We start from the raw sequence: 813 nt of genomic DNA, 5'->3' as shown, positions 1-813 counted from the left end.
GCCATCGGGGCCGTCCGCATCGCGGCTCACCACCACCATGCCGGGGTGAGGTCACAGGTCGTCAACCCGCTACCCGAGGCAATTTGGTATTCTATACTCCGCTATTTGAGATCAGATAATTTGCCAGCCTAGCAATAACTGGATCTGGATGAGCAGTGGCATCAGTTAGATGGCGGAGCAAACTGGCGTCCTGCTCCGATACCGAAGCTATACACTCAAGAGCATAGTAAACAGTTGCCCTATCATTAGAGCTGACCAAATTCACAATATGCTCAATAATAGGGGCTGCCTCGATAGCCAACTCTGAGCTTGTCCATGAACCTATTCTTCGCTCTACGACCTTGTTACTTTGAAGAAAATCCACCACGATATCTAATCTTCCGGATTTCCGAACTGCTGCAAGTAGCTCATCGAGGGATCCATCTTTGTAGAATGTATCTGGGTCTCGATGAGCTCGCGCTACTATCTTGCTCAACGAAGATTCTTTTTTATTGATCATCAAGATGCTTATCTAGGCTTTTCGCCAAGTCCAATTCTTCATTTTGGCGGATGGAGTGACCCGCATCCGCACCGAGTTCATCGGTTCGTCGTTGGCGCGTTGCCGCACTAGATTTTAGATCGTCGCGGAATTCAGAGAGAGTTTCTTTGTCTACATTCTTCTTCAAGTCTTCGATTTTTGGCAGATCGCCATGCATTTTTCCGGTGCGGTCGATCTTCGGCAGATCGCAATTATGCACCAACACGCGTTCTTCGCCAACGAAGTAGGTATGGAAGTCGGCGACGGTGAGGTTGTAGGTGGCGTCGATCCGGTTC

General features: G+C 49.2%; 2 protein-coding genes. Both read right to left on the bottom strand.

All coding sequences use genetic code 11. The features are described 5' to 3' along the window. Positions 1–91: 91 nt before the first annotated feature. Positions 92–502 carry a hypothetical protein gene (locus tag NOG11_RS14870; protein ID WP_256620602.1) on the bottom strand — a complete coding sequence of 137 codons (411 nt, stop codon included), beginning with the start codon at positions 500–502 and terminating at the stop codon, positions 92–94. Further along, positions 489–813: HINT domain-containing protein (locus NOG11_RS14865; RefSeq protein ID WP_256620601.1), on the bottom strand; the 325-nt coding region annotated here is incomplete at its 5' end. The genes NOG11_RS14870 and NOG11_RS14865, both read right to left, overlap by 14 nt.

The organism is Parvularcula maris (assembly GCF_024505085.1).
In the GTDB taxonomy this organism is placed as follows: domain Bacteria; phylum Pseudomonadota; class Alphaproteobacteria; order Caulobacterales; family Parvularculaceae; genus Parvularcula; species Parvularcula maris.
This window is presented reverse-complemented; position numbering and strand designations above follow the sequence as displayed.